Source organism: Brevibacterium sediminis (genome assembly GCF_024895295.1).
Taxonomy (GTDB): domain Bacteria; phylum Actinomycetota; class Actinomycetes; order Actinomycetales; family Brevibacteriaceae; genus Brevibacterium; species Brevibacterium sediminis.
In genome coordinates, this window is record NZ_JAHQRN010000001.1 from 220,373 (window position 1) to 244,195 (window position 23,823).

19 protein-coding genes are annotated in these 23,823 nt (G+C 64.5%); 14 read left to right on the forward strand and 5 right to left on the reverse strand.

The features are described 5' to 3' along the window. The first annotated feature begins 228 nt into the window (after positions 1-228). The 7 genes from mtrA (at position 229) to secA (ending at position 10,267) form a co-directional block, all read left to right on the forward strand. A complete protein-coding gene (gene mtrA, locus KTJ89_RS00955) occupies positions 229-909 on the forward strand; it encodes an MtrAB system response regulator MtrA (RefSeq protein ID WP_062861422.1) in 681 nt (226 codons plus the stop codon). Further along, complete coding sequence (mtrB, locus tag KTJ89_RS00960; protein WP_139907478.1) at positions 906-2,849, forward strand: MtrAB system histidine kinase MtrB; 1,944 nt, start codon at positions 906-908, stop codon at positions 2,847-2,849. Before mtrA ends, mtrB begins: the two co-directional genes overlap by 4 nt. Next, positions 2,846-4,576, forward strand: a complete 1,731-nt coding sequence (locus KTJ89_RS00965; protein ID WP_258041929.1) for an LpqB family beta-propeller domain-containing protein — start codon at positions 2,846-2,848, stop codon at positions 4,574-4,576. Before mtrB ends, KTJ89_RS00965 begins: the two co-directional genes overlap by 4 nt. 166 nt (positions 4,577-4,742) lie before the next feature. Next, on the forward strand, positions 4,743-5,465 hold the full coding sequence (locus KTJ89_RS00970) for a ComF family protein (protein WP_139470303.1): 723 nt from the start codon (positions 4,743-4,745) through the stop codon (positions 5,463-5,465). Positions 5,466-5,531: 66 nt separating this feature from the next. Continuing rightward, positions 5,532-6,194, forward strand: coding sequence for a ribosome hibernation-promoting factor, HPF/YfiA family (hpf, locus tag KTJ89_RS00975; protein ID WP_139470306.1), 663 nt, complete (start codon positions 5,532-5,534; stop codon positions 6,192-6,194). 86 nt (positions 6,195-6,280) lie between these two features. Continuing rightward, complete coding sequence (locus KTJ89_RS00980) at positions 6,281-7,522, forward strand: winged helix-turn-helix domain-containing protein (RefSeq protein ID WP_259356631.1); 1,242 nt, start codon at positions 6,281-6,283, stop codon at positions 7,520-7,522. Between the two features lie 54 nt (positions 7,523-7,576). Next, positions 7,577-10,267, forward strand: a complete 2,691-nt coding sequence (secA, locus tag KTJ89_RS00985; protein ID WP_139907480.1) for a preprotein translocase subunit SecA — start codon at positions 7,577-7,579, stop codon at positions 10,265-10,267. An 18-nt stretch (positions 10,268-10,285) separates the two neighbouring features. Here secA and KTJ89_RS00990 read toward each other — a convergent pair whose 3' ends face one another. Both KTJ89_RS00990 and KTJ89_RS00995 read right to left on the reverse strand, forming a co-directional pair. Next, positions 10,286-10,756 (reverse strand): Rv3235 family protein, encoded by a 471-nt coding sequence (locus tag KTJ89_RS00990; RefSeq protein ID WP_172168873.1) that lies wholly within the window; start codon positions 10,754-10,756, stop codon positions 10,286-10,288. Next, positions 10,753-11,655 carry a LysM peptidoglycan-binding domain-containing protein gene (locus KTJ89_RS00995; RefSeq protein WP_172168876.1) on the reverse strand — a complete coding sequence of 301 codons (903 nt, stop codon included), beginning with the start codon at positions 11,653-11,655 and terminating at the stop codon, positions 10,753-10,755. The genes KTJ89_RS00990 and KTJ89_RS00995 overlap by 4 nt, the downstream gene beginning before the upstream one ends. 149 nt (positions 11,656-11,804) lie before the next feature. Between KTJ89_RS00995 and KTJ89_RS01000 the strand changes: the two genes are divergently transcribed. Continuing rightward, positions 11,805-12,320, forward strand: a complete 516-nt coding sequence (locus KTJ89_RS01000; protein ID WP_139907483.1) for a hypothetical protein — start codon at positions 11,805-11,807, stop codon at positions 12,318-12,320. Positions 12,321-12,357: 37 nt separating this feature from the next. Here KTJ89_RS01000 and KTJ89_RS01005 read toward each other — a convergent pair whose 3' ends face one another. Beyond that, the gene (locus KTJ89_RS01005; protein ID WP_025780784.1) at positions 12,358-12,579 is read right to left on the reverse strand and encodes a helix-turn-helix domain-containing protein; all 222 of its coding nucleotides are present in this window, start codon (positions 12,577-12,579) and stop codon (positions 12,358-12,360) included. 159 nt (positions 12,580-12,738) lie between these two features. Between KTJ89_RS01005 and KTJ89_RS01010 the strand changes: the two genes are divergently transcribed. Genes KTJ89_RS01010 through KTJ89_RS01020 form a run of 3 tightly spaced genes read left to right on the forward strand, consistent with a single transcriptional unit; the run spans position 12,739 to position 15,150 of the window. Further along, positions 12,739-13,386, forward strand: a complete 648-nt coding sequence (locus KTJ89_RS01010) for an SAF domain-containing protein (RefSeq protein WP_259356632.1) — start codon at positions 12,739-12,741, stop codon at positions 13,384-13,386. Continuing rightward, positions 13,386-14,663 (forward strand): CpaE/TadZ family protein, encoded by a 1,278-nt coding sequence (locus KTJ89_RS01015; protein WP_259356633.1) that lies wholly within the window; start codon positions 13,386-13,388, stop codon positions 14,661-14,663. Before KTJ89_RS01010 ends, KTJ89_RS01015 begins: the two co-directional genes overlap by 1 nt. Positions 14,664-14,673: 10 nt before the next feature. Continuing rightward, complete coding sequence (locus KTJ89_RS01020; protein ID WP_259356634.1) at positions 14,674-15,150, forward strand: DUF6912 family protein; 477 nt, start codon at positions 14,674-14,676, stop codon at positions 15,148-15,150. A 19-nt stretch (positions 15,151-15,169) separates the two neighbouring features. On the opposite strand, the gene KTJ89_RS01025 is transcribed toward KTJ89_RS01020, so the two are convergent. Beyond that, complete coding sequence (locus KTJ89_RS01025; protein ID WP_139466790.1) at positions 15,170-15,634, reverse strand: DUF2505 domain-containing protein; 465 nt, start codon at positions 15,632-15,634, stop codon at positions 15,170-15,172. 141 nt (positions 15,635-15,775) lie between these two features. Here KTJ89_RS01025 and KTJ89_RS01030 point away from each other — a divergent pair, with 141 nt between their 5' ends. Both KTJ89_RS01030 and KTJ89_RS01035 read left to right on the forward strand, forming a co-directional pair. Next, on the forward strand, positions 15,776-20,656 hold the full coding sequence (locus tag KTJ89_RS01030; protein ID WP_259356635.1) for an NAD-glutamate dehydrogenase: 4,881 nt from the start codon (positions 15,776-15,778) through the stop codon (positions 20,654-20,656). Positions 20,657-20,906: 250 nt separating this feature from the next. Next, positions 20,907-22,424 carry a sensor histidine kinase gene (locus tag KTJ89_RS01035; RefSeq protein WP_258041931.1) on the forward strand — a complete coding sequence of 506 codons (1,518 nt, stop codon included), beginning with the start codon at positions 20,907-20,909 and terminating at the stop codon, positions 22,422-22,424. Between the two features lie 213 nt (positions 22,425-22,637). Here KTJ89_RS01035 and KTJ89_RS01040 read toward each other — a convergent pair whose 3' ends face one another. After that, the gene (locus tag KTJ89_RS01040) at positions 22,638-22,886 is read right to left on the reverse strand and encodes a WhiB family transcriptional regulator (RefSeq protein ID WP_009374875.1); all 249 of its coding nucleotides are present in this window, start codon (positions 22,884-22,886) and stop codon (positions 22,638-22,640) included. 283 nt (positions 22,887-23,169) lie between these two features. Here KTJ89_RS01040 and KTJ89_RS01045 point away from each other — a divergent pair, with 283 nt between their 5' ends. Further along, on the forward strand, positions 23,170-23,721 hold the full coding sequence (locus KTJ89_RS01045; protein WP_259356636.1) for a gamma carbonic anhydrase family protein: 552 nt from the start codon (positions 23,170-23,172) through the stop codon (positions 23,719-23,721). Positions 23,722-23,823 lie beyond the last annotated feature (102 nt).

Consider the following 23,823-nt stretch of genomic DNA (forward strand, 5'->3'; position numbering starts at 1 on the left):
GTTGGTCTGAGGGGCGATCGGGAAAGGCGATCGGGAGGGAGGTCGGGCGGCCGTTCCGACGGTCGGCCTCGGGGAGTGAATGGCCCGCTGCAGGGGGCCGTGCGGCGCGGCAGCTGAACCGTCGGTCTCCGCTGTCGGCGGATCCGGTGCATGAGGCAGTCGACAACGCCCGATAGGCTAGGAGTGTCGGGAACCGAAGAACACGCGAACATAAGGGACAATGGGAGCATGAACGCTCGAATCCTCGTAGTTGATGATGACACGGCTTTGGCCGAAATGATCGGAATTGTGCTCAAAAGCGAAGGCTTCGAGCCCTTCTTCTGCGCCACCGGAGACCAGGCCTTCGAAGAATTCCAGAAGGTCAATCCGGACCTCGTGCTCCTCGACCTCATGCTGCCCGGCAAGGACGGACTCGAAGTGTGCCGGGAGATCCGTGAGATCTCCTCGGTGCCGATCATCATGCTCACGGCGAAGTCCGACACCGTCGATGTCGTCCTCGGCCTCGAATCCGGTGCCGACGACTATGTGCCGAAGCCATTCAAGCCCAAGGAGCTCATCGCCCGTGTCCGCGCTCGGCTGCGGATCTCCGAACCGCAGGCTCCCGAGCTGCTGACCGTCGGCGACGTCGTCGTCGACGTCGCCGGCCACACGGTGACCAAGGGCGGATCACCGGTGTCGCTGACCCCTCTCGAATTCGACCTCCTCGTCGCCCTGGCTCGCAAACCGTGGCAGGTGTTCTCCCGCGAGACCCTGCTCGAAGAGGTGTGGGGCTACCGTCATGCCGCCGACACCCGACTGGTCAACGTCCATGTGCAGCGTCTGCGGTCGAAGATCGAACGCGATCCGGAGAAGCCGGACATCATCGTCACCGTCCGCGGCGTCGGCTATAAGGCCGGCCGAGCCGCGTGACTTCCGAGTCAGCCGCGGACGGACCCGTTCGCACCGCGGCCTCGGCACTGAAGACGTTCTGGAACTTCATACTCCGATCGTTCAGCCACTCCCTGCAGGTCCGCATCGTCGTGCTCACGATCGTGCTCACTTCGGTGGCGATCTTCGGCGTCGGAACCTATATGTCCCAGCAGATCGCCCGCGGTCTCTTCGACACCCGCCTGGATTCCCTGTCCTCTCAGACTCGGTCGATCCTGGCCGAGCTGCGCTCCCTGGCACCCGTCGACGGGCAGGCGGTCACCCAGGACACGCTGAGTTCGCAGCTGTCCTCGATCTACAACCGTTCGGCCGGGTCGGTGTACTCGCTGACCCTGCAGCCGAAGGACCCGAACTCCTCCTTCTCGACGATCACCGCCGGTGGGTCGAATGAGGACGGTGAGGCCACGCAGGTGCCCGTCTCCGATGAACTCCGCGAGGCCATCCGCAAGGCCCCGACCGACGACAAGCTCTACCAGTCGGTGAGCTTGCCCGACGGGACCGGACCGGGTCTGCTCATCACCCAGGAGCTGCAGATCCCGGGCGCCGGCCAGTTCCAGCTCTACTACCTCGGCGACCTCAGCGAACAGCAGGACACGCTCAACTTCGTGCAGCGTTCGATGTTCGTCGCCGCCCTCGTCCTCGTCGTCCTCGTCGGTGCCGTCGCCTGGATCGTCACCCGACTCGTCGTCACACCGGTGCGCACCGGGGCCGAGGTGGCCCGGCTCATCGCGGATGGTGACCTCGACGAACGCATGCCCGTCCACGGCAACGATGAGATCGCCGTCCTCGGTGAGAGCTTCAACGATATGGCCGACACCCTCCAGCACCAGATCGAGCAGATGGAACGGCTGTCGGTGCTGCAGAGGCAGTTCGTCTCCGACGTCTCCCACGAACTGCGGACACCCCTGACGACGATCCGTGCCGCAGCGGACCTCATCTACGATTCCCGTGACGACCTCGACCCCGTCACCGCGCGCAGCGCGGAACTGCTCAACTCGCAGGCAGAACGGTTCGACAACCTGCTCTCCGACCTGCTGGAGATCTCCCGCTACGATGCCGGTGCCGCGGCGCTGGTGCCCAAGCCCGTCGATATCGGCGCGATCGTGACCTCGGTGATCGAGACCGTGTCGATGGTGGCCGAACAGATGGACACCGCCATCGTCGTCCACGCTCCTTCCTCACCGGTCATGGCGGAGGTCGACCGGGTGCGGATCACCCGGATCGTGCGCAACCTCGTCGTCAACGCCATCGAACACGGTGAGAACAACCCCGTCGACGTCTATGTCGCCTCCAACGCCGAGGCGGTGGCTGTGAGCGTGCGCGACCACGGAGTGGGCATGAACGAAGAGCAGGTCGAGCACGTCTTCGACCGGTTCTGGCGTGCCGATCCGGCACGCAAGCGCACCCTCGGCGGGTCGGGTCTGGGCTTGGCGATCTCGCTCGAGGACGCGCACCTGCACAACGGCTGGCTGCAGGTCTGGGGCAAACTCGGCGAAGGATCCTGCTTCCGGCTGACGATTCCCCGGCGCCCCGATCAGGAGATCACCTCCTCACCTCTGCCTCTGCCGCCTCGCGATGCGCAGATCCGCGGTTCCGCGCTCGTGGCGGGACCGCTGTCCTCGGACGGCTCAGTCCGCATCCAGACCGGATCGATCCCGATCGTCGTCGAAACCGAGCCGGAGATGCTCGAAGATGACCACGAACCCGTCGCCGAGGCGGCCCCTCAGTCATCATCGCCGGAGACGACCACGACTTCCTTTGAGGCGGTCTCGGACGATGGGGCCGCCGCCGACGAGTCGGACAGCGCGGCTGCCGACGGCTCTGAGACAGGCACCGCCGAGACTGGGCCGCGGTCCACGGACGTCGGCGATCCGGACCTGGACGGTGACGGCATGGACGACGGAGAAGGAGGACGGTCATGATGCGCACGAAGCCCAGAGGGCTGCGAGTGAAGACCGTGTTGGTCTCCGTGTTCACCGCCTTGACCCTCGTCGGCTGCTCGTCGATCCCGACGTCATCGCCTGTCGGCCATATCGAAGACGACTCGGGCGATGCAGGTGCGAACAACGCGCGGATCCCCGACGGTCCCGAACCCGGGGACAGCCCATCGGACATCGTGCGCGGGTTCCTCCGTGCAGGAGCGGGCGCCGGCAACAACTTCTCCGTGGCCCGGTCATTCCTCACCGAGGGTGAGGCGCAGAAATGGAGCCCACAGGAATCGGTGTCGGTGCTGCCCAACGGCACAGATCTCGACTCCTTGAACGTCGGAACCACCTCCGACCAGAAGACGATGAGCATCTCGCCCCCGGTCGTCGGTCTCGTCGACTCCTCCGGAGTGTACAACTCCACCGAACCGGGCACTCGGTCCACGATGGAATTCTCGCTGCGGCAGGAGAACGGGGAGTGGAGGATCTCCTCGGCGCCGGACGGGCTTCTCATCAGCCAGACCGACTTCCAGACGATCTTCCTCAACTATTCGCTGCAGTTCTTCACCTCCGACTATTCGTATCTCGTCCCTGACTCCCGCTGGTTCCTCCGGTCTTCCTCGACCCCGACGGTGCTGATGAACGAGCTGCTCAGCGGACCCGCTCCCTACCTCTCGGGAGCGGTGATCACGTCGATTCCCGATGGTGCCAAGCTCAGCGATTCGGATTCGAACGTGGTGACGATCGAGAACGGCGTCGCCAATGTGGCCCTGGGACCGCAGAACCCGGCCCCGTCCGACCGCGAAAAGGGACTTATCCGTCAGCAGATCGCCACCACCCTGCAGGTCATTCCCTCGATCTCGGCAATCGATCTGAGCATCGGCGGGCAGACGGTTCCGGCCAGTCTGCAGCCGAAGACCGATACGTCGGTCCAGGTGGACGGGCCACCCGTGGTTCTCGCCGACGACCACCTCTCTCGGGTCTCGGGCACCACCGTGGCCAAGGTCGAGAACAGTCCGAATCTGAAGAAGGCGAAGGCGAGCGATCCCGCGGTGTCATTGGACGACTCTCTCTACGTCTATCTGGCCGACGACGGCAAGCAGCTCATGCGGTTGAAGTCCGACGCCGTCGACGCTACTCCGATCCTCAAGGGCAAGAAGCTCGTGCGCCCCAGCATCGATCGCTTCAACACGACATGGACGGGTGAGGCTGAGAACAAGGGCGAGCTCAAGGCCGTTGGTCGTGACGGCAAATCCTCCACCGTCGCCGCCGACTTCCTCAACGGTCGACAGCTCATCGATATCGAGGTCTCCCGAGACGGCACTCGTATCGCGCTGCTCAGTCGCCACAAAGGGGAACCGGATCGCGTCGATGTGGTCGGCATCCCCAGGGACAAGGCGGGCAATCCGGCCGGTCATGTCTCTGAAACGCCGATCGAAGTGGGTGCGAACTTCCACGAGATCAAGGATGTCTCATGGGCAGGGTCGACGTCTCTCGTGGCTCTGGCCGCAGAGGAAGGCGAATCAGCGCAGCCGTTCCGCATCGGAGTCACCGGCCCTGCTGAACAGCTCGGTGAGGTCTCGGACGGAAGCCGCATCGCCGGTGGAGTGGACGGACGCTCGATCCTGGTCACCGGTGCCGATGGCGCGCTGTACAGCTACAACTCGAACGCCTGGCAGAAACTCGTCGACGTCGAAGCGAAGGATCCCTCCTATCCCGGTTGACCCGCACAGCATTGCCTGTCCCAGCTGACCCACGGAGCCTTTCCCCTCCCGGCTGGGCCGTGGAGCCTTTCCCCTCCCGGCTGGGTCGTCGGGCGGCGGTGCGCGGCTGTTCTGGAAGGCGACTCACCGCCGGCACCCCGAGCTGGGCATGCAGTAGATTTCTCCCATGGGGCTGCTCGGGGAGTTCGGCGAACTGCTCCTGCCTCGCCGGTGTGCCGGCTGCGGGCGGGAGAACGTGTCCCTGTGCACCCGCTGCCTGCAGCTGCTCGGTGGGATCCCACGGGCGATGGAACCGCGCTACGGCACGATTCCGGTCGTCGGGGTCTGCGAATACAACTCGCAGATCTCGAAGATGGTCGTCGGTTTCAAGGACGACGGACGCCGGGACATCCTCGATCCCTTGGCCCTGGCTCTGACCCGTTCGATCGTCGCGGCCCTCGAGCTCATCGGCTACTCGGGTGGGGCGATCCGACTGTTTCCGGCGCCCAGTTCGGATCGGGCCAGACGTCGTCGAGGCGGATCGCATACGGCCGCCCTGGCGAATCGGGCGAAGGAGCTGTCGCCGGAGCTGCCCCTGGAAGTCCACGATGTGCTCGCGGCGAAACGATCGCGTGACCAGGTCGGACTCGGGGCGATCGAGCGGGCTCAGAATGCTCAGCGGACCCAATATCTCGACCGGAGGAGAATCGCTGAGATCGCGGAAGTCCGTCCCGTGTCGGGCACCGAATCCGCGCCGACGGACCTGCTCATCGATGACTTCTCCACCACCGGCGCAACCTTGGCAGAAAGCGCACGTCTGCTAGCATCGGTGCAGATCAGGCCCGCTGTAGGAGCTGTTCTCGGTCTCGGTCGCGGGGGCACTCGATTTGTCTCTCCCTTTACTGTATAACGGTGTTTACCCATCCAAGGGCATGGGATCGGATGAATCCGACGAGCGAGTCGCTAAGGACACATCATGGACATTGTTGTCAACGGCCGTCAACTGACCATCTCCGACAGCTTTCGAGCCCACATCGAGGACAAGATCGCCAAGGTCGAGCAGCTTGCCCCTCGCGCTCAGCGTGTCGAAGTGCATGTCACTCACGAGAAGAACTCCCGCCAGCCCGAGACGAGTGAGCGGGTCGAGCTCACGGTTGTGGCGAAGGGACCGGCAATTCGGGCAGAGGCCATGGCAAGCGACAAATATGCGGCACTCGATCTGGCATGGGCGAAGCTCGTCGAACGGCTGAGGCGAGCGAGAGACCGGCACAAGGTGCCCCGGTCGGGACATCACCGCAAGGAATCCACCGCCGAGGTGCTGGCGAAGATGCCGGTGGCCGAACCGATGGTTCCCGATGCGAACGCCGACGACGCGAAGTCTGCAGCGGACCACAGCGTCGACCAGACGAACGGCCGCATCAAGGCCGAAGGCGATTCGCCGGTGGTTCTGCGAGAGAAGACCTTCACCGCCTCACCCATCGGCATCGAAGAGGCGTTGAACAGAATGGAACTCGTCGGACACGACTTCTACCTGTTCATCGACGAAGAGTCGAGCAAGCCGTCCGTCGTCTATCGCCGTAAGGGCTGGAGCTACGGAGTCATCGCCCTCGACCACGACCTCGAAGAAGCCATCGACTGACCAATTACTACCTGACGGCGGCCCAGCAACCTCGCGCGAGGTTGCTGGGCCGCCGTCAGGTAGTAATTGGGGTATAGCGTTGGGGTATGCAGAGGATGACACGTGCCGCGGCCCGCAGGACGGCGATCGCGGCAACGGGACTGGACCGACCGCGACCGGTGAAGGTCACCGCCCGACACCTCAAGAAGGTCTTCGCCACCCTGGGACTGACCCAGATCGACTCAGTCGCCCGAGTCGTCCGATCCCACTATCTGCCCTTCTACTCTCGTCTGGGTCCCTACCCGCGGGAGACCCTCGACCGCCTCTTCTACTCTTCTCCGCGCATGGGCGTCGAGTACTGGGCACACGCCGCGGCCTTCGTGCCGCCGCAGACATGGAAGCACTTCGCCCGCGCCCACAGCGAATGGTGGCGCAACGACTTCGGACAGCGCCACCCGGAGACCGGGGAGGAGTTCCGAAACCTCCAGACTCGCGTCCTCACCGCCCTGTCCACCCGGCCGATGACGGCACGTGAAGTCGCCGAGGTGGTCGACCACGATCTGCCGGAGATCCACCGCGGACATTGGGGCTGGAATCCCAGCCAGGTGAAAGTCGCTCTCGAAGCGCTGTTCGCCGGTGGAGTCATCAGCGCCTCGGGACGCAACGACCACTTCGAACGCATCTATGCCCTGGCCCGTGACGTCTCACCCCAGCTGCCGCAGCTGCCATTGAATTACGGGCCGCCGGAGGATCCTCGGCTGGGGCTGGACCCGAATGCGGAGCTTCCACGCGGAATATCCGGGGTCGAAAACAATGTCTACGAACTCACCCGTATCGCGGCACGTGCCCTGGGGATCTCCCGGTCCGAGGACATCGCCGACTACTTTCGGCAGCGGCGGGCACCGACCGACGCCGCCATCACCGAACTCGTCGCCTCAGGCGAGCTGCGCGAAGTCGACGTGGAAGGTGTACCCGCCTTGAAATGGCATGAGGCTCGGACCCCGCGCATCGTGAATGCCCGAGCGTTGCTGGCGCCGTTCGACCCCTTGGTCTTCTACCGGCCGCGCATCGAATGGCTCTTCGACTTCCACTACCGCATCGAGATCTACACCCCGGCGGCCAAGCGTGTGCACGGCTACTACGTCACTCCGTTCCTCCTCGGTGATCGCCTCGTCGGGCGAGTCGACCTGCACAGGGATCGGGCGGCGGGCATCCTGCGTGCTCACCAGGTGACATGGGAGCCGGGGGAGGAGCACATCACCGAGCTGACGGACGAGCTCATGACGATGGCTGCGTGGCTGGGCCTGACCGCCGTGGACCTCGAAGGTACTCACCTGCCATTAAGCTAGGGGCTATACAGTCGTTCGAGTCGTTGTCCGGCAGACATGCCGATTAGGAGAAAAGTGGCTAATTTCCTCGAGAAGCTTCTGCGCACAGGTGAAGGCAGAACTCTGAAGAAGCTCCGCCGATACACGGATGCCATCAATCAGCTGTCCGATGAGTTCAGCGAGATGACGGACACCGAACTGCGGGAGGAAACCGGCCGGTTCAAGGAGCGCTACAAGGACGGCGAGAGCCTCGACTCCCTGCTTCCCGAAGCCTTCGCCACCGTTCGTGAGGCATCGAGCCGGACCCTGGGTCTGCGGCACTTCGACGTCCAGCTCATGGGCGGCGCCGCTCTGCACCTGGGCAACATCGCCGAGATGAAGACCGGTGAGGGCAAGACTCTCGTCGCCACGGCCCCGGCCTACCTCAACGCGCTCACCGGCGATCCGGTCCACATCATCACGGTCAACGACTACCTGGCTACCTACCAGTCCGAACTGATGGGCCGCGTATTCCGCTTTCTCGGCATGGAGACCGGCTGCATCCAGGCGAATATGCCCTCGGACCTGCGCCGCAAGCAGTACGCCGCAGACATCACATACGGCACGAACAACGAGTTCGGCTTCGACTACCTGCGCGACAACATGGCCTGGTCCGCGGACGAGCTCGTCCAGCGCGGTCATGCCTTCGCCATCGTCGACGAGGTCGACTCGATCCTCATCGACGAGGCGCGCACCCCGCTCATCATCTCGGGTCCTGCCGAAGGCGATGCGAACCGCTGGTACGGCGAATTCGCCAAGGTCGTCAAGCGCCTGAAGACCGATCGCGACTACGAAGTCGATGAGAAGAAGCGCACCGTCGGCGTCCTCGAACCCGGAATCGAACGCGTCGAGGACTACCTGGGCATCGGCAACCTGTACGATGCGGAGAATACCCCGCTCATCAGCTTCCTCAACAACGCCATCCGCGCCAAGGAGCTGTTCAAGAAAGACAAGGACTACGTCGTCCTCGACGGCGAAGTCCTCATCGTCGACGAGCACACGGGGCGTGTGCTCAAGGGCCGCCGCTACAACGAGGGCCTGCACCAGGCCATCGAGGCGAAGGAAGGGGTGAAGGTTCAGGCAGAGAACCAGACCCTGGCGACGATCACTCTGCAGAACTTCTTCCGCCTCTACGAAAAGCTCTCGGGAATGACCGGTACGGCCGAGACCGAAGCCGCGGAGTTCATGTCGACCTACAAGCTCGGTGTCGTCCCGATTCCGACGAACAAGCCGATGCAGCGTGTCGACCAGTCCGACTTCGTCTATAAGAACGAGGTCGCGAAGTTCGACGCCGTCGTCGACGATATCGTCGAACGCCACGAGACCGGACAGCCCGTCCTCGTCGGCACGACGAGCGTCGAGAAGAGCGAATACCTGTCGAAGCATCTGGCCAAACGCGGCGTCAAGCATGAGGTCCTCAACGCGAAGAACCACGCCCGTGAGGCGTCGATCGTGGCGATGGCCGGACGCAAGAACGCCGTCACTGTGGCCACGAACATGGCCGGACGCGGTACCGACATCATGCTCGGCGGAAACGCCGAGTTTCTCGCGGTCGCGGAAATGGAACGTCGAGGCCTCGACCCTGCCGAGAACGAGGATCAGTACGAGTCCGAATGGCCGGAGGTGCTCAAGGCCGCCGAAGACAAGGTCAAGGAAGAGGCCGAAGAGGTCGTCGAGCTCGGAGGACTCTATGTGCTCGGCACCGAACGCCACGAATCCCGTCGCATCGACAATCAGCTGCGCGGACGCTCCGGCCGCCAGGGAGACCCCGGCGAATCCCGGTTCTACCTGTCTTTGACCGATGATCTCATGCGGCTCTTCGGTTCGGGGGCCGCCGAACGGATCATGGCCACAGCGAACGTGCCCGATGATGTGCCGCTGGAATCGAAGATGGTCTCCCGTGCCATCCTCTCGGCCCAGTCGCAGATCGAGCAGCGCAATGCCGAGCAGCGCAAGAACGTGCTCAAATACGATGATGTGCTCAACCGTCAGCGCACTGTGATCTACGATGAGCGCCGCCGTGTGCTCGACGGCGCCGACCTCGAAGATCAGGTCGCGAACTTCCGTGAAGAGGTCATCGACGCCTATGTCGCCCAGGCGACGACGGGACCGGTCGAGGAATGGCAGGTCGACGAGCTCTTCGAGGCTCTCGGAAAGATCTACTCACCGTCGATCACCCCCGACGACCTCGCCGAGGAACTCGGTGGCCTCGGCAACCTGACGAAGAACCGCCTCAATCAGGAGATCCAGTCCGACATCGCACTGTTCTACTCCCAGCGCGAAGAGGAACTCGGAGAGGATGCCACCCGCGAACTCGAACGCCGCGTGGTGCTCTCTGTCATCGACAAGCGCTGGCGTGAGCACCTCTACGAGATGGACTACCTCAAGAACGGCATCGGACTGCGGGCGATGGCCCAGCGCGATCCGCTGGTGGAATACCAGCGTGAGGGCTTCGAGATGTTCACTACCATGCAGGACGGGATCAAGGAGGACGTCGTTCGCCTGACCAATACTCTGCAGGTTCAGGTGACCTCATCGGCCGGTTCCGATGGTGACGAACCCGAGGTCGAGGTCGACGCTGAGGAACTGCGTCACAAGACTCCCAAGATGCAGCTGTCGGCGCCGTCCGAGGGTGGTTCCGCCTCGGTTTCCGAATCCGAAGACGAAGACGAGCCGGCTCCGGTCAATCGCGCCGAACGTCGCGCGAAGAAGAAGGCCAAGAGCTGACTCCGAGCCGACAGCGGCTCACATCGTCTGCAGCGCAGTCAGCGTCCACCGGGTAGTGAGCAGTTCCAAGCGGACTGCCACCGCCCGGACGCGATTTGCGGCGGCGACGATGACTGTGACCTCGGCGATCTCAGGGCTGATCTGGCAGACGTGCGCGGTTCCCGGCCTCACCGTCCGTGTTCCGGGCACGGTCGCCCTGTGGGGTGCCACCTCGGCGCGCAGCTGACAGCGGTGGTCGATCTTCGCCAGCAGCTCCGGTTGGACCCATCGGGCGATCGTCTCGCTGCGTCTGACGCCGGAGAGGACTTCGAGGCAGGCTATCGCCAACGAGGTGGCCGTGGCCGCGATCCGCGCCCGGTCGTCCGCGATTTCCAGGCCCCGGACCTGCCCGCTGACCCGGCGATTCTGCGATTCCGTGGACGACGCTGCGACCTCTCGCCGAGGCGGTGCCGACGCCTGCGGCCGAGTGAGGGTGAGTGGGGCGGTCATTTCTGAATCTCCAATCTCTGACCTGCGATGATGAGGCTCGGATCGGGTCCGATGGTGTCCTCATTGGCGGCATAGACGTGCGCGACGAGCTGGGGGATCTCTTCTGGGGTCTCGGCCAGATCGGCAGCTATCGACCACAGGCTCTCCCCTTGAGCCACAACATGTGTGGCGGTTCCAGGATCCGCGGGCTCGGCGGCAGAGTCACTGTCGCCTGGCTCATTCGGCTCCCTGCTGTGGTCGGATTCGCCTGACTGGTCGGATTCGCCGGGCCCCTCCATCGGCCCGTCCGACGGCCGGTCGGCCGGTGGTGCTGAAGGCGCTCTGTCTGCGGGCGGTTCTGTGGGCCAGCCGGGATCGGGCGGGCGGACTCGGGCGGGTGGCTCGGATTCCTTTCGCGGCTTGGAACCGTCTGGCGGCTGCTCATCCTGAGACCGTCCCGCATCGTCGGATGGGTCCGCAGACCTCTGATCATCGTCGATCGTCGGCCAGCCGGGGTCGGCAGGGGCGGACGGAGTATGCGCAGACGGCGCAGCGACGGAAGGAGCCTGTGCGGACGATGCGGGGTCAGGGCCGGGACCAGCGAGCGGTGCTGCTTGAGCGGAGTGGACCACGAGGCCGGCAGAGACGATGGCAAGAACACTCGACGCGAGTATCCGGGGCATTGCCGTGACGACCAATCCGGCAAGCGCCGACCGGAAACGGCCGGTGGGAAGGACCTGCAGCAGCAGGGCCAGCAGAGAGATGAGTCCGATCCGTGCGAACAAGAGCGATCCGGTGCCGATGATGACGATGACGACGACGTCGCTGGTCGTCCACGGCTGAGGAAGCCGCTCCCACGCAGCGGCGAACGAACCGAGCAGGACCAGCCACGAACTCGCACATGCGATCAAGAGATACATCTAGACATCCTCCATTGGATATTGAACATAATGATGCCGTTAGATGTTATTTGGTGTCAATGGGTCAGCTCTAACTACATGACTGTAGTTCGGTGCGTCTTCATTTCAAGTCTTGAAAGTGGACTACAGCTGGGGCAGGCTTGGCGATTATGGACGATCGGATCGATGCACTCCTGGCGGATATCGAAGCCGCCGACGCGGCGGCGCAGGCGCACGTCAGGAGAGGCGAATTCGGTGACGAGGTGGCCGGTCAGGCGGCCGAGAGGACTTTGCTCGAACGGATGCGCGGGGCGCTGGGATCGACGGTGCAGGTGACGATGCCGGATCGGGATATCACGGGGACGGCGTGCTTCCTCGGTCGGAACATCATCGTCCTCGCCGGAGTCGAAGTCTCCGTCATTGCAATCAGGGCTGTCCGCGGATTCAGGCTGACCACGAGAGTGCATCGATTCGACGCTGGCGGGCTGGAGAGATTGGGCCTGGGATCGGCGCTGCGCCGCTGGTCAGCCGCCTATGAAGAGGTGTCGATCGATGTCGCGGACCGTGCGGGCAGCATTCGGGGGCGATGCGCCCTCGTTGCTTCCGACTATGTCGAAATCGCTGGCAGGATCATTCCCTTCGCGGCGATCAACGCCGTCCACGCCCGGACGAATCCCTTCGGATGACTCGTCCATGATGGAGATCAGAGCCGAAGCGAGTGGGTCAGTCCTCGATAGAACCGGTCTTGATCTGGTACTCGGTGCGCTCGTACATGCGCTGGATATACGCTTCGATCTCGGACTTCTCGACCCGCCACTGGCCGCGCCCTCCGACTTTGATGGCGCGGAGATCGCCAGAGCGGACCAGGGCCCGAGCTTGTGCGATCGAGACATTGAGCAGCTCGGCCACATCGGTCAGCGGCAGGAAGCGACTTTCGACGGCCATGAGGTGTCTTCTCCCATTCCAAATGTCCATCTGCCACCAGATGTCCATCTGCTTGTTAGTCCATTCGGCCAAAAACCTTGCTTTGGCATCATTTGATGCCCAATATTATCACTGAGAAGCAGTTTCTGTCAGCGAAACTTCTGCGAATCTGGAGATGCAATGGAGCTCTCGAAAAGAATCCGACGACCCCGCTGGACCGATGCGCGCCTCCTCGTCGGTGCGATGCTCGTCGTCCTCGCGGTCGTCGGAACCTACCTGCTCGTCACCTCGGCGAACTCGACCACCCGGGTCTGGGCGAGCGCACGCGCACTCGTCCCCGGTGAGATCCTCGAACCGGCCGACCTCACAGTGGCCGAGGTCAATCTCGCCGGTCTCGGCAAGAAGTATCTCTCTGCCGATTCCGAGCTGCCGACGAACACGAGCGTGCGCAGCGTCGTGGCGGCAGGCGAACTGCTGGCTGCCTCGGCGGTGGCGCCAGTGTCAGAACTCGAGGGGCGAGTCGTAGCCATCGACATCGCCGGCTCAGTCCCGAGCGTCGTCGACTCGGGCAGCCTCGTCGACGTCTGGGCCCAGCCGGAGCAGAACGGGCTCGACGATGACGGCACACCGCCGGAGCAGATCGTCGATTCGGCCCCGGTCGCTCATATCAATCGAGATGTAGGCAGCTTCGGGGCAGGTGACGGCGCCCGCATCGAAGTGTTCGTCGGCTCGGTGGACCTGCCCGGCGTGCTTGCCGCACTCGACGGACGCAGTGTGCTCTCCGTGGTCGGTGCCCCGTCCGTTCCTGCCGATGAAAGCGAGCAGTGATGACGCAGGTCCTGCTGGCGGTCGACTTCGAATACGACCTCATCCTCTTCGAGCTGCTCAGCGAGATCGACGACGTCACGATCGTCGCCCGCCCCGCCGACGAGGTGGAGCTGCTGGCACACTGCCGCACCGGCGGAGCCGATGTCGTCATCATCGGCCGCTACTTTCCCGGCCTCGACGCGGAGGTGGTTGCCGCGATCACAGCCTCCGGTGCGAAGGTGCTCGGATTCGGCGACGACGCGCACGCCCTCGAAGCAGTCGGCATCAGCGCCGTCGTCGCAACGGACGCCGACGCGACGACGATGGCCGCGGCGATCGACGACCTCCGTGCCTCCACTGTGGTCCCGCCGCGTCCGATATCGCCGCCGGGGCCGGTCGGAGGAGCGGGAATGGTCATCACGGTCTGGGGGACCGGTTCGTCGCCCGGACGCACTCTCACTGCCGTCAACCTCGCTGATCAGGCCTCTCGTCAGGGCAAGCGCAGCGTCGTCGTCGACGCTGACACGGTCTCCGGCATGGTCGCGTCCACCCTCGGGCTGACAGAGGAATCTTCGCATCTGGCCAGCCTCTGCCGGTCGCAGTCGGACCCGGTCGGGCGCTTCGGTGCGCATGCGGTGCCGCATGCATCGATCCGTGAGAGCTTCCATGCGGTGACCGGGCTGACTCGGCCCGAGAGGTGGCCGGAGATCCGTGCCTCCGTCCTCGAGTCTGTGCTCAAACGCCTGGCCAAGGTCTACGATGTCGTCATCGTCGACGTCAGCGACCGCATCGATCCCGATGACGACCTCGCCGACCCCTTCTACGATCGACACTGCGCCACCCGTGCCGCGCTCGAGGCCGCCGATATCGTGCTCGTCCTCGCAGCAGGGGAACCGATCGGCCTGCAGCGACTGGTCAAACTCCTGGGCACACCACGGGCCGAGGCGGTGCGCGAGAAGATGCGGCTGGTGATCACGAAGGTGCGCTCGAGTGCGGTCGGCCATCCCGCTGAGACGCGGATCAGTGAAGTCCTCGATCGATTCGCCCGGATCACTCCGGACTTCATTCTCAGAGATGACCGGCCCACGGCCGATGCGGCGATGCTCGCCGGCCACACTCTGCAGGAGCAGAATCCCCGGTCCGTCCTCGTCGGGGACATCGCGGCGATGATCGACGAGCTTCTGCCGGGCCGCCGCCGTTCTCGCAGATCCGTCGGCGGCCGTGACCGTCGCGGCGCCGGCCGCCGCGGACGCCCGCAGAAAGTCAGGGTGAGCCAGGGGAGCGGACCACAGGACTAGGATGAGGGGCATGGCCATTCGCTGCTACATTCCCACCACCCTGACCGCGCTGCGTTCGACGCTGACCGACGTCCGCGCCGTCGCCCCCGACGCTCAGGGGCGCCGTCTGCGCGGTGAGGAGTTCGAATCCGCTGAATTCGACGCCATGTGCATCGCCGCGGCACTGGCCGCGAACGCAGTGTTCGCTCCTGCTGAAGCCGAGACCGGCACCGAGGCGGCTCCCGAGCGGCGTGTCATCGTGGCCTATGACGCCCCAGAGTCCAGCCCGGCCGCGCCGCTGGCCGAAGGCTTCGAGCTCATCACCCTTGCCGATGTCGACATGGTCCGGGTTGCGAGCTTCCACCTCGACGAGGACGCCGTCTGGGATGAGGCGGTGCAGCTGGCCGAGGACACGGGCTCCAGTGCAGCCGAGGACCACCTCGGCGCTTCCGATCTGCTGTGGTACGACTCTTCCGAACTGGAACAGCTGCTCGGCGACCAGGCCTGAACCGACGCTGCCCCCGGGATCAGGCGGATTCGAAGCGGCGCAGCCGGTCGCTCAGGCGCTTCTCCAGGATCGGGACCACAGCCTGTTCGATCATTGCGCCGAACATCGGGATCGACGAACTGATCTCGGCATGAGCGGCCAGCTTCGTCACTGACTCGGCCTCGCGCAGTTCGAGGACCGCATCGATCTCGACGGGGACGCCTGCGGCGCGTGCGGACATGCGGATCTCGGCATCATCACCGAGGACATCCCCGGGAATCATGTACACCTCGACCAGCACGGTGTTGTCGGGAAGCCGAGAGGCCAGAGCCGATGGAAGCTCGGCCTTGGGCATCGGGGTCCGCACGGTCATCTCCGTGTCGGGGTCGATGTATTCGGCACTGGCCTCGGAACCGAGCTTCTCCCACACGCCGGGGTCGGCGAGTTTGGCCAAGAATGTCGACAGATCAACCGAATATTCATGATTGAGAGTCAGAGATCGCATAGCTCCAGTTTGCCAGCGAATGAACGGTACTTCACCGTAGGCCGCTCGGCGTGCCTTTCTCGATATTTGGGCATAGTGTGGGGAATGACGATTCGGCGTCGAATCGCGTGACGAATGCTCGTTGATCATAGAGGTGAAACAGTGACTCAGGTCTCAATTTCGAACGTTGCAGAAGAGTGGAGAAAGCAGAGGGGGCAATCGGCTCCCGACAACTTCCTCGATGCGTACTATCCGCGGTTCGAAACAGGGGCGACCGATCCCGAGGCCTACGCGGCCGCGGCGGCCCGTCACTTCGCGCTCGGCACCGAATACGACGGTGAGCGTCCGGCGATCGCGATCTACAATCCGAACGTCGACTCGCCGGAATTCAGCGACAACCACACGGTCATCGCCATCGTGCTCGCCGACATGCCCCATCTCGTGTCCTCGATCGTCAGCGACCTCGCTGCCAACGGCAGGGCGATCCGCCGCGTGCACCACCCGATCATCACTGTCACCGGCAACGGCCCGGACGAGAAGATCCTCTCCCCGGCAGAAGCCCCCGCACTCAGTGCGGACACGGCGAGCATTCCGACGGTCTCCGAGGATCCTGCCGACAGCGAGGACGGCGCCCCACAGCAGCAGTCCTGGATCCGCCTCGAGATCGACCGCATCTCCGAAAGCGACTTCGATGCACTCGAAGAGCGGCTGCGCGGGGTCCTCGACTACGTGGCTGCGGCAGCGCGCGATGCCCAGGCGATGGCCGCGAAGGCCAAAGACATCGCCGCCGAGCTGAGCGCACACGCGCCGCGCCCGGAGCTGGCCTCCGAAGCCGAATCCGCCGCCGCCCTGCTCACCTGGCTCGACGGACACTTCACCTTCCTCGGCTACCGCGAATACGACTACACCCACGACGCCGAGCACAGCAGCCTCGAACCGATCGAGGACACCTCGATGGGCATCTCGGCCCTGCGCCCCCTCGTGAAGTCACCGCTCAGCCGGGCGGTCGCCGACAAAGCGCTCGAACCGCATGTGCTGGTGCTGACGAAGGCGAACTCCCGCTCCCGCGTCATCCGATCCTCATTCATGGACTACATCGGCGTGAAGACCTTCGATGCCGACGGTGAGATCGTCGGCGAGCGGCGCTTCGTCGGAGTGTTCAAACCCGAGTTCTACAACGACAGCGTCCTCAACATCCCGGTCATCGACAGGAAGGTCGCGAAGATCCTCTCGGCCAGCGGATTCCCCACCGGATCCCACTCGGCCAATGAACTTCTCGGCGTCCTTGAGAACTATCCCCGCGAGGACCTGCTCCACGAGGGCACCGAGGAGATCTATGACGTCGTCATGGAGATCGTCGACATGCAGGAGCGTCGTGAGTCCCGCGTGTTCGTCCGCACCGACCCCTACCAGCGCTTCGTCTCCGTCATCCTCTACCTCCCGCGCGACCTCTACAACACCGACGCTCGAGTGCGCGTGCAGGAAGTGCTGCGCAAGTTCTACAACGCCGACAGCGTCGACTTCGATGTGCTGCTGAGTGAATCCGCGCTGGCCCGCATCCACTTCGTGGCCCGCGTCGCCCGTGACTGCGAACTGCCGCAGATCGGCGCCGACGAGGTCGAGGCACGCATCGTCGGGGCCGTTCGCTCCTGGTCCGAAGACGTCCACGCGTTCCTCGTCCCCGCCGAGACCGGCGATTCCGGCGCCTCGCATGCCCGGGCCGACCTGTGGTCGAAGGCGTTCCCTCCCAGCTACGGCGAGCACCACACCCCCGCCGAGGCGGTCGCCGACGTCGGTCGGTTCGAAGCCCTCGACGCCGGTCACGGTCCGGCGGTGCGCCTCTACCGTCCCGAACAGAACACCGATGCCTCTGTGCGCCTCGTCCTCTATCGTCGTGACCGGGTCAGCCTGTCCGAGGTCCTGCCCTTCCTCACGGCCTTCGGCGCCGACGTCGTCGACGAACGACCCCACGAACTCGACCTCGCCGACGGTTCCCATCGTTACATCTACGACTTCGGACTCAGCTTCTCCGAAGAGCTGGCCGATGACGACTACGACCGCATCGCCGAGGCCTTCATGGCCGGCTGGGACGGCAAGAAGGAAGCTGGGGTCTTCGACCGCCTCGTCGTCGCCGGACTCTCCTGGCAGCATGTGACGATCATCCGCGCACTGGGCAAGTACCTGCGCCAGGCGGGCTTCACCTATTCCGACGCCTATGTCGGTGAGGTCTACAGCGACAACCCGCAGATCTCGAAGCTGCTCGTCGACTACTTCTCCGCCAAGTTCGATCCCGACGTCGACGACGCCGGACGCGAAGCGACGATGACCGAGATCGACGACGCGATCGAAGCCGCCCTCAGCGAAGTGGCCAGCCTCGACGCCGACCGTGTGCTGCGCTCCTCGCTGGAACTGCTGCGGGCGACCCTGCGCACGAACTACTACATCGACGAATCCGGTGCTCTGCCCACCGCCCTGGTGCTCAAGATCCGACCCGATGAGCTCAGCTTCGTGCCGAAGCCGAAGCCGGCTCTGGAGATGTGGGTGTATTCCCCACAGGTCGAGGGCGTGCACCTGCGTTTCGGCACCGTAGCCCGCGGAGGGCTGCGCTGGTCGGATCGTCGCGATGACTTCCGCACCGAGGTCCTCGGTCTCGTCAAGGCCCAGATGGTCAAGAACGCGCTCATCGTGCCCACCGGTGCGAAGGGCGGCTTCTTCCCCAAGCAGCTGCCGCCGATGAGCGATCGGGACGCGTGGATGGCCGCCGGTCAGGCCGCCTACGAGGTGTTCATCGAAAGCATGCTCGAGGTTGCGGACAACCTCACCTACGGCAGCGACGACTCCAGCGTCGTCGTCCACCCCGACCGTGTCGTCCGCCACGATGGAGACGACTACTATCTCGTCGTCGCTGCCGACAAGGGCACGGCACGGTTCTCCGATGTGGCCAACGCGATCGCCGAACGCCGCGGATTCTGGCTCGGCGACGCCTTCGCATCCGGCGGATCGGTCGGCTACGACCACAAGGCGATGGCCATCACCTCCCGGGGCGCGTGGAAATCCGTCGAACGCCACTTCCGCGAACTCGGACTCAACACCGCCGCCGAGGACTTCACCGTCGTGGGCATCGGCGATATGAGCGGTGACGTCTTCGGCAACGGTATGCTGCGCAGCGAGCACATCCGCCTCGTCGCGGCATTCGACCACCGGGACATCTTCCTCGATCCGAACCCCGACGCCGCCCGCAGCTTCGTCGAACGCCAACGGCTCTTCGACCTGCCGCGTTCGAGCTGGCAGGACTACGACCGGGAACTCATCTCCTCAGGAGGCGGAGTCTTCTCCCGGTCGGCGAAGTCGATCGACCTCAGCCCCGAAGCCGCCTCGGTGCTCGGAGTCGAACCCGGAAAGCGCAGCCCCGCCGACCTCATGTCGGAGATCCTCAAGGCACCGGTCGACCTCGTCTACAACGGCGGTATCGGCACCTATATCAAGGCCTCGAGCGAGAGCCACGCCGACGTCGGCGATAAGTCCAACGATGCCATCCGCATCGACGGCGCCGATGTGCGGGCGCGGGTGATCGGCGAGGGCGGCAATCTCGGTGTGACACAGCTGGGACGTGTCGAGGCCGCCCTGGGCGGCGTCGAGGTCAACACCGACGCCGTCGACAACTCGGCCGGCGTCGACAGCTCCGACCACGAGGTCAACATCAAGTTGCTCCTGCGTACGCTCTTACACAAGGGAGCCTTCGCCGCGGAAGAACGGGAGGCGGTCCTGCACTCGTTCACCGACCAGGTCGCCGATCGGGTGCTGGCGAACAACTACTCGCAGAACGTCGTCCTCGGCGAGGCTCGGGCCCAGACCGAATCGATGTCGGGCACCTACGGCCGGCTGCTGGGCTATCTGGAGAAGAATGCCGATCTCGACCGGGCGGTCGAATTCCTGCCCAACGCCGATGAGCTCGCCAAACGCGAGTTCAGCTACTACGTGTCGCCTGAACTGGCCGTGCTGCTGGCCTATGTGAAGATGCACGCCGCCGATGAGGTCCTTGCCAGCACCGTGCCGGATGAGACGTGGATGCGGCGCGAACTCGTGTCCTACTTCCCGGATGCTCTGCAGGAGAAATACGGCGAACTCATCCCCGAACACCCGCTGCACCGGGAGATCGCGACGGCGAAGCTCGTCAACCGGCTCGTCGACCGCGGCGGACTGACCTACATCTACCGGATGTTGGAAGAGACGCCGGCGTCGGTGCCGCAGATCGCACGCGTGTTCGTCGTGGTCTCGGAGATCTTCGGACTCGATGACTTCTTCGACGCAGTGTGCGCACTCGACAACCAGGTGCCGACCGAGGTGCAGGTGAAACTCCAGCACGACTATGTGCGTGTCCTCGATCGTTCCTCGCGCTGGCTCGTGCAGCAGGCGCCGGACAGCCTCGACGTCGATTCCGGCATCGAGATGTACGGCAAGGTCGTCGAAGCACTGCGCTCCCGGGTCCCGGACCTCGTCGACGGCTACGATGCCGAGACCATGCAGGCGAAGGCGCAGAGTTACATCGACGAAGGCGTGCCGAGCGAACTCGCGTGGCGCTCCGCCGCCCTGCTCGACGAGTTCGTGCTGCTCGACATCACCCAGCTGGCAGCTCGGGCGAACGAATCCGCCGAGGATGTCGCAGAGGTCTACTACGCCGTGAACGAACGCTTCTCCGGTTCGCAGATCCTCACCCTCATCGGAGAGCTCGATCGCAGCGACCGGTGGTCTGCGCTGGCCCGCGGATCCATGCGTGACGACTACTACGCCGCGATCCTGTCGGTGACCGGCACGGTTCTGGCCGCCACGGATTCGCCGATCTCCGGAACCCCGGACGAACGGGCGAAGCAGCGCCTGGCCGAATGGCTCGAACGCAACGAGACTGTCGTGGGGCGGGTGCTGGAGACGACGGAGACGATCCTCGGTCTCGATTCCGTCACCCAGGCGCCGCTGTCTGTGCTGCTGCGCTCACTGCGGTCGATGGTCCGCTCCTCGGCCTGGGAGAGCGAACACAACGGCTGAGGCCGATTGCGGTCGCGGTCGACACCATGGTCGGCCGCGATCGGCAGTGCGTCCGCGACCGGCCGGGCCCCTGATCGGTACGGCGGCCGTGCCCGGCAGAGCGACCACGACTGGCCGGTCAGTTGGGATCGTGCGAACACAGTCGCCTCGGCGGGTCCGAACACCGACCGATTAAGTGGTAGCGTCTGAACATCGACATCTCAGCAGATTCGCGCAACGCGGGTCTGCTGATCTCACCTTGGAGGAACGTATGGTGCTCAACGAACTGCTGGCGGCCGAGGGCATCACGGATGAGTCAGACGTCGAACACATCCATCTGCTCGTCGGTGACTGGCAGCTGTTGGCCGACCTCTCCTTCGCCGATCTCGTGCTGTGGGTGCCGTCGCCCAACGGTGCCTACACGGTCCTGGCCCATGCCCGATCGACGACCGGGGCGACATTGTTCAACCGGGACCTGATCGGAGCGCGTGCGACCGGTCTGGAGAAAGAGCTGCTCGACCGGGCCAGCAGCACCCGCAGCTCTGTCTCCCACGTTGCCGCAGCCCGAGAGATGGGAATCAGCGCAGGATCCTCTGACGTCGACATCCTCGCCGAGGCGGTGCCGATCATCCGCAGCGGCGAGGCCATCGCGCTCGTCGTCCGGTATTCGGAGGAGGTCCGACGCAGAGGTTCGTCTCGCCTGGAGAAGTACTACCGGGAAACGGCGATGGCTCTGATGCGGATGATCGTGCAGGGAACGTTCCCCGATCGCGATGCCCCGTCCGGGGCCCGGCACGGCGAACCGCGAGTCGGCGACGGCATCTTCATCCTCGACCGCGATTCGCATGTGCAGTATGCCTCCCCGAACGCCGTATCGCTCATGCACCGGCTCGGCTACGGAGGAGAGATCGAAGGCAGCTATCTCTCCGAGGTGGTCTCGAACCTCAGTGCAGAGCTGCGTCAGGTCGATGAGACCCTCCCACTGGTGCTCACCGGGCGTGCCCCGTGGCGGACCGAACTCGAAGTCGGGCGAACGAGTGTGTCCCTGCGCGCGATTCCGCTGACGGACGAGGGTGAGCGGGTCGGTGCGATCGTCCTCGCCCGTGACGTCTCAGAGATCCGTCGCCGCAAACGCGAGCTGCTCTCCCGCGACGCGATGATCAAGGAGATGCACCACAGGGTGAAGAACAATCTGCAGACCGTGTCCGCCCTGCTGCGGCTGCAGACCCGCCGCATCGACAGCCCCGAGGCCAAGGGGGCGCTGACCGAGGCGATGCGCCGGGTCTCGATCATCGCCGTGGTCCACGATGTGCTCAGTCAAGGCGTCGAATCCGAAGTGGACTTCGACGAAGTCGTCGACAAGGGACTGCGTCTGACTCCCGAGCTGACCAGCCCGCTGGTGCATATCGAACTCAAACGGTGCGGAAGCTTCGGAACCATCTCCTCCGCCGATGCCACCTCTCTGGCCCTGGCCATCACGGAGCTGATCACGAACGCGATCGAACACGGATTCCCCACCGAGAACCTCGAGAATCTGGAACCGGGGGAGACGCTCAACGGCCATGTGTGGGTGACCCCGGAACGCAACGGCGATCACCTGAGCGTGACGATCGCCGATGACGGCATCGGGTTGGGAGAGACGCAGAATCCGGGCAATGGTCTGGGCACGCAGATCGTGCGCACGCTGGTCTCGGCCGACCTGGCAGGTTCGATCCAATGGCAGGCGCGCGAAGGCGGCGGAACAGTTGCCGTCCTCGACGTTCCGCTGCGCCCGGACTCCTACGACTGAGCGAGGCCCGTCGGACCGACCCGCAGAGCTGCCACGCTCCGGTGTCGGTCGACATTCGGCCGGACGCTCGTGCGCGCACACGACTGAGTCCCTTGTTCCGACGACGATCTTTCGCCGTCGGGACAAGGGACTCAGTCTTCGGTGCAGGTGTGGCTGGTGATTCAGTTATGGCTTCGGCAGTCCGGGGGAACCGCCTTCTCAATGGCCGGCGACTCAGCCGGCGCGGCGGGCGCGAGCGGCACGACGCTTGAGAGCGCGGCGCTCGTCCTCGCTCAGACCGCCCCAGACTCCGGCATCCTGACCGGATTCGAGGGCCCACTGCAGGCAGGTCTCTGCGACTTCACAACGGCGACAGACAGTCTTTGCTTCCTCAATCTGGAGCAGCGCGGGTCCGGTGTTGCCGATCGGGAAGAAGAGCTCCGGATCCTCATTGAGGCATGCTGCACGGTGTCGCCAATCCATGGTGACCTTTCGACGAATTCAGTGAACGCGGTTGGCTACGCCCGAATTCCGGGCGTGCAACTCTCACAGTCAAGGTTCACATAACGCAATTGGGCGCACAAGGGTCCGGCAGTGTGAAATTTCTGACAAGAATTTTCCCCATTGTCCTGCTATGAGGGCGATCGCGCAAATCGGTCCGTGATTCGTCTTTTCGGGCCTGTCTGAGCGTCTCCGCCTAGACTGTCAGGCACATGCAGACAGCAGGTGAATGCACACAGACATCACGTGAACCAATGGAGGACTCATGACCAACGATCTCGCCAGCCCACGCATCGTCTCCGTCGGCGGACACACACCTCAGATCGATCCGGAGGCGTTCGTCGCAGCCGGTGCCACTCTCGTCGGCGACGTGCACGTGAAGAAGGGCGCCAGCGTCTTCTACGGCAGTGTTCTGCGCGCCGAAGCCGCCCCGATCACGATCGGTGAGGACTCGAACGTACAGGACAACACCGTCATGCACACCGACGCCGGCAAACCCGTCGTCATCGGCGCCCGCGTCTCCATCGGCCACCAAGCGCTCGTCCACGGTGCCGTCGTCGATGACGATGTGCTCATCGGAATGCACTCCACAGTGCTCAACGACGCCCATATCGGCAGCGAGTCCCTCGTCGCCGCGGGCGCCGTCGTCCTCGAAGGCACGCAGATCCCCGCACGGTCGCTCGTCGCCGGTGTGCCGGCGAAGGTGCGCCGGGAGATGACCGATGAAGGAGTGGAGAAGGTCCGGCAGAACGCCCAGTCCTATGTGCGTCTGTCGACCCTGCACAAGGACACCGCCGAGGTGGTCGACCCGAACTGATCGGACCGTAACCGGACCGATTGCGGACCGGCCCAGGCCCGATCTCCACCAGATCCCAAAGGAACCATTCGGTCGATCCCCAGGGGGCCGTTCGCCAGCATC

What these genes read in the sequence shown, in the direction of transcription:
- KTJ89_RS01040 (WP_009374875.1), bottom strand. Translation starts at nt 22,886, where the DNA reads ATGGATTGGCGACACCGTGCAGCATGCCTCAATGAGGATCCGGAGCTC.
- mtrA (WP_062861422.1), top strand. Translation starts at nt 229, where the DNA reads ATGAACGCTCGAATCCTCGTAGTTGATGATGACACGGCTTTGGCCGAA.
- KTJ89_RS00970 (WP_139470303.1), top strand. Translation starts at nt 4,743, where the DNA reads ATGGGGCTGCTCGGGGAGTTCGGCGAACTGCTCCTGCCTCGCCGGTGT.
- KTJ89_RS01045 (WP_259356636.1), top strand. Translation starts at nt 23,170, where the DNA reads ATGACCAACGATCTCGCCAGCCCACGCATCGTCTCCGTCGGCGGACAC.
- KTJ89_RS00980 (WP_259356631.1), top strand. Translation starts at nt 6,281, where the DNA reads ATGCAGAGGATGACACGTGCCGCGGCCCGCAGGACGGCGATCGCGGCA.
- KTJ89_RS01035 (WP_258041931.1), top strand. Translation starts at nt 20,907, where the DNA reads ATGGTGCTCAACGAACTGCTGGCGGCCGAGGGCATCACGGATGAGTCA.
- KTJ89_RS01025 (WP_139466790.1), bottom strand. Translation starts at nt 15,634, where the DNA reads ATGCGATCTCTGACTCTCAATCATGAATATTCGGTTGATCTGTCGACA.
- hpf (WP_139470306.1), top strand. Translation starts at nt 5,532, where the DNA reads ATGGACATTGTTGTCAACGGCCGTCAACTGACCATCTCCGACAGCTTT.
- KTJ89_RS01005 (WP_025780784.1), bottom strand. Translation starts at nt 12,579, where the DNA reads ATGGCCGTCGAAAGTCGCTTCCTGCCGCTGACCGATGTGGCCGAGCTG.
- KTJ89_RS00965 (WP_258041929.1), top strand. Translation starts at nt 2,846, where the DNA reads ATGATGCGCACGAAGCCCAGAGGGCTGCGAGTGAAGACCGTGTTGGTC.
- KTJ89_RS00995 (WP_172168876.1), bottom strand. Translation starts at nt 11,655, where the DNA reads ATGTATCTCTTGATCGCATGTGCGAGTTCGTGGCTGGTCCTGCTCGGT.
- KTJ89_RS01020 (WP_259356634.1), top strand. Translation starts at nt 14,674, where the DNA reads ATGGCCATTCGCTGCTACATTCCCACCACCCTGACCGCGCTGCGTTCG.
- KTJ89_RS01015 (WP_259356633.1), top strand. Translation starts at nt 13,386, where the DNA reads ATGACGCAGGTCCTGCTGGCGGTCGACTTCGAATACGACCTCATCCTC.
- KTJ89_RS00990 (WP_172168873.1), bottom strand. Translation starts at nt 10,756, where the DNA reads ATGACCGCCCCACTCACCCTCACTCGGCCGCAGGCGTCGGCACCGCCT.
- KTJ89_RS01000 (WP_139907483.1), top strand. Translation starts at nt 11,805, where the DNA reads ATGGACGATCGGATCGATGCACTCCTGGCGGATATCGAAGCCGCCGAC.
- KTJ89_RS01010 (WP_259356632.1), top strand. Translation starts at nt 12,739, where the DNA reads ATGGAGCTCTCGAAAAGAATCCGACGACCCCGCTGGACCGATGCGCGC.